Genomic DNA, 3,629 nt, shown 5'->3' with positions numbered 1-3,629 from the left:
CTTCTGCGCCGCGACCCGGCGCTGGCCCGCGACATCGGCCTGCCCGCGGCGCCGCAGCCGCCCGCACTGCCCCGTGGCCTGAGAGAGAGGTGGTGACCCATGCGCCGCATTCTGCAAACGCTTGCCACGCTCTACCGCGCCCCCACCCGCTGCGACGCGCACTGCCGCGCGGTGGCCGAGGAGGTCGCCCTGATCGGGCGAGCTTCGGCGAGGAAAACCCAGATCTAGAAAACAAAAAAGGCGCGCTCGATCCGATCGGAGAGCGCGCCCTTCAGAAAAATGGTGGGTGATAAGAGATTTGAACTCCTGACATCTTCGATGTGAACGAAGCGCTCTACCACTGAGCTAATCACCCGGTAGCGGGTCTAATAAGAGAAGCCGCCGAGAGGTGCAAGAGGGCATTCGCAGGATTTTCGGCGAAATCTTTCCCGCCGCTCCGATGCCGTTGCGGCAGCACGGCGGGTCAGTCTTCGCCCTCCCCGCTATCCATATTGAGAGCCCCCTCCGCGGCGTCGGCCACGGCAGATCCGGCGTTCTGGCGCAGGCGCGCGTCGATCACGCGCTTGTCGCCACGGCTCTTGATGTCGCTCACCTTGAGCTTGCCAAGGGGTTCGAGCCGCAGGTCACGCCCCTCGGCCAGAGCCTCACCGAGAATCGCCAGTGCCGCCTCGACCGTCGGCTTGGCCTCGCGCTTCTTCACCCCGCAGCGCTCGACCACCCGCGCGATCAGCTCGCGCTTGTCGAGCGCGATCCTGTCTGCCTCGGGACGATCCGTCTCCGCCAGCGTCTCGGCACCGGGCGCGTCCTCCCCGGTCAAAGACTCATCCCCGGCCAAGTCCGAATCCTCGCGACGGGCCTCTGCCTCCTCAGACCCGACCGCGCCGATGCGCGCGTTGGTGTTGCGTGTCATCGCCAGTCCACTCCCGCTTGCAAGCGCCCCGCCCGAAAACTCTCGATTTGAGAATATTAACCAATTCAACCGCGCCTGAACAGCGCCCTCTGCTGCGGAGGATGGCGTTTCGCCATCATCTCGCGCTCTGGCGCCGGCCGTGGTGCTGGTCTACACCCGCCGACAGGGAGAGCGCGATGTCCGATATCCAGCTAGTCATCTTCGATTTCGACGGTGTCGTCGTCGACAGCGAGGTCATCAGCGCGCGGATGCTGGTGGCGGAGCTGGCCAAGTATGGCGTCACCATCGACCTGCCCTACGTGGCGCAGCACTTCCTCGGCCGCAGCTACCCGGTGGTGCTCGAACAGATCCGGCGCGAATTCGCGATCACCCTGCCGGTCGGCTTCGAGACCGACTACCGCGCCCGGCTGGTCTCGGCGTTCCGCGAAGAGCTGCGGGCGATGCCGGGGTTGACCGACACGCTCGAGGCGCTCACGGTGCCCTACGGCATCGCGACGAGCTCGAGCCCGGCTCGGGTGGCGCAGTCGATGGAGATCGTCGGGCTGACGCGATATTTCGAGGGGCGGATCACCACCGCGGCCGAGGTGACACGGGGCAAACCGGCCCCGGACCTGCCGCTGCGGGCCGCCGAGAAAGCCGGCATCGCGCCGGAAAACTGCCTGCTGATCGAGGATTCTCTCGCCGGAATCCGGGCCGGTCTGGCGGCCGGAATGCAGGTCTGGCAGTTCACCGGCGGCAGCCATTTCACCGGCATGGAGCCGCCCTCGGCGCCAGATGCCCTGCCGCAGCAGGCATTTGCCAAATTCTCCGAGCTCGCGCATCTTGCGCCGCAGCTTCTGAAATCGGGACAGACTGGGGGACCGGCGCATGAGTGACGACAGCGAGGCATCCGCCGACGACATCGCAGCCCGCGCCGGCTGGCTCTACTACGTGGGCGGCCTGCGCCAGGACCAGATCGCGCAGGAGCTGGGCATCTCGCGGCAGCGCGCGCAACGCATGGTGGCGCGCGCCATGGCCGAGGGGCTGGTCCGGGTGCGCATCGACCACCCGATCGCCGAATGCCTCGAGCTCGAGCGCGCCCTGCGCCGCAAATTCGAGCTGACGCGGGTGCGCGTCGCCCCCGGGATCGGTTCGGGACAGGATGCGCCGCGCGCCATTGCCCCCTTCGCCGCGCCCGAGCTGGAACGGGTGTTCAGCGATCCCGAGCCCAAGCTCGTGGCGCTTGGCACCGGGCGCATGCTGCGCGCGGTGATCGAGGAGATGCAGGTGATTCCCGCCAGCCATCACCGCGTGGTGTCGCTGATCGGCAATGTCTCTCCGGATGGCTCGGCCTCGTTCTACGAGGTCATCATGCGCATCGCCGACAAGACCGGCGCGCCGCACTACCCGATGTCGGTGCCGGTGATGGCGCGCGATGCCGAAGCGTTCGAGACGTATCGCAACCTGCCCCACGTCAAAAGCTCGCGCGCGCTCGGGGCGCAGGCCGACCTGACCATCGTCGGAATCGGCCAGATGGCCGAGGACGCGCCGCTCTATGTCGACGGGTTCATCACCGCCGATGAGCTCCACGCGGTGCAGGCGGCGGGCGCGGCGGGCGAGATCTGCGGCCATATTTTTGATTCGGACGGAAATTACATCGACCATCCCGTCAACAATTTCATGGTCGGCTCGCGGGTGCCCGTGAACGACAATCCGGTGATCTGCATCGCCGGTGGCCCAAGCAAGATCAAGGCGTTGAAGGCCGCTCTGCGGGGCGGACTGATCCAGGGCCTGATCACCGACGAATACACCGCCGCCGCTTTGCTCAGCAGTTAAGCCATGCGTTGCACGCAAATCAGGCTTGACAAGATTGCCGCCCCATGTGAGCTTTTATTCACTTCTTGAGCAGATGCTCAGTGTGAAGGTTTTGGGAGGACTACCATGTCTTATTCGTTCCGTGCCCTGATGGGCGCGTGCGCCATTGGCGCGCTTGCAACCGCCGCGTCGGCGGAAACGATCACCGTCGCGACCGTGAACAACGGCGACATGATCCGGATGCAGGGCCTGATGGATGAATTCAACGCCCAGTACCCCGACATCGAAGTCGAGTGGGTGACGCTGGAAGAGAACGTGCTGCGCCAGCGCGTGACGCAGGACGTTGCAGCCAAGGGCGGCCAGTTCGACGTCATGACCATCGGCACCTACGAGGTTCCGATCTGGGGCAAGCAGGGCTGGCTCGTGTCGCTGAACGACCTGCCCGCCGAGTGGGATGCGGATGACATCCTGCCCGCGATCCGCGGCGGTCTGACCGTCGACGGCGAGCTCTATGCCGCACCGTTCTACGGCGAAAGCTCGATGGTGATGTACCGCAAGGACCTGATGGAAGCCGCCGGCATGGAAATGCCCGACGCGCCGACCTGGGACGACATCGCCAAGGCCGCCGAAGCGATGACCGACAAGGACAACGAAATCTACGGCATCTGCCTGCGCGGCAAGGCCGGCTGGGGCGAGAACATGGCCTTCCTGACCGCCATGTCGAACTCGTTCGGCGCGCGCTGGTTCGATGAGAACTGGAAGCCCCAGTTCGACAGCGAGGCCTGGGCCAACACCCTCAACACCTACATGGACCTGATGACCAACTACGGTCCTCCGGGCGCCTCGACCAATGGCTTCAACGAGAACCTCTCGCTGTTCCAGCAGGGCAAGTGCGGCATGTGGATCGACGCCACCGTGGCGGCCT

At 65.6% G+C, this 3,629-nt stretch carries 5 protein-coding genes and 1 tRNA gene; 4 read left to right on the top strand and 2 right to left on the bottom strand.

The features are described from left to right. Window positions 1–99 precede the first annotated feature (99 nt). Window positions 100–228, top strand: coding sequence for a hypothetical protein (locus AC6RA4_RS24060; RefSeq protein WP_500164625.1), 129 nt, complete (start codon window positions 100–102; stop codon window positions 226–228). Between the two features lie 52 nt (window positions 229–280). Here AC6RA4_RS24060 and AC6RA4_RS24055 read toward each other — a convergent pair. Next, window positions 281–355, bottom strand: a tRNA-Val gene (locus AC6RA4_RS24055). 108 nt (window positions 356–463) lie between these two features. Beyond that, window positions 464–910, bottom strand: coding sequence for an HU family DNA-binding protein (locus tag AC6RA4_RS24050; RefSeq protein WP_500164623.1), 447 nt, complete (start codon window positions 908–910; stop codon window positions 464–466). 176 nt (window positions 911–1,086) lie between these two features. Between AC6RA4_RS24050 and AC6RA4_RS24045 the strand changes: the two genes are divergently transcribed. The 3 genes from AC6RA4_RS24045 to AC6RA4_RS24035 form a co-directional block, all read left to right on the top strand. After that, window positions 1,087–1,785, top strand: coding sequence for an HAD family hydrolase (locus AC6RA4_RS24045; RefSeq protein ID WP_500164621.1), 699 nt, complete (start codon window positions 1,087–1,089; stop codon window positions 1,783–1,785). After that, entirely contained in the window at window positions 1,778–2,725 is a 948-nt protein-coding gene (locus tag AC6RA4_RS24040; protein ID WP_500164620.1) for a sugar-binding transcriptional regulator, read from the top strand. The genes AC6RA4_RS24045 and AC6RA4_RS24040 overlap by 8 nt, the downstream gene beginning before the upstream one ends. 105 nt (window positions 2,726–2,830) lie before the next feature. Continuing rightward, window positions 2,831–3,629, top strand: a 799-nt coding sequence (locus tag AC6RA4_RS24035; protein ID WP_500164618.1) for an ABC transporter substrate-binding protein, incomplete at its 3' end; no start/stop codon positions are given.

The sequence above is a fragment of the Salipiger sp. genome (assembly GCF_059781815.1).
This window is presented reverse-complemented; position numbering and strand designations above follow the sequence as displayed.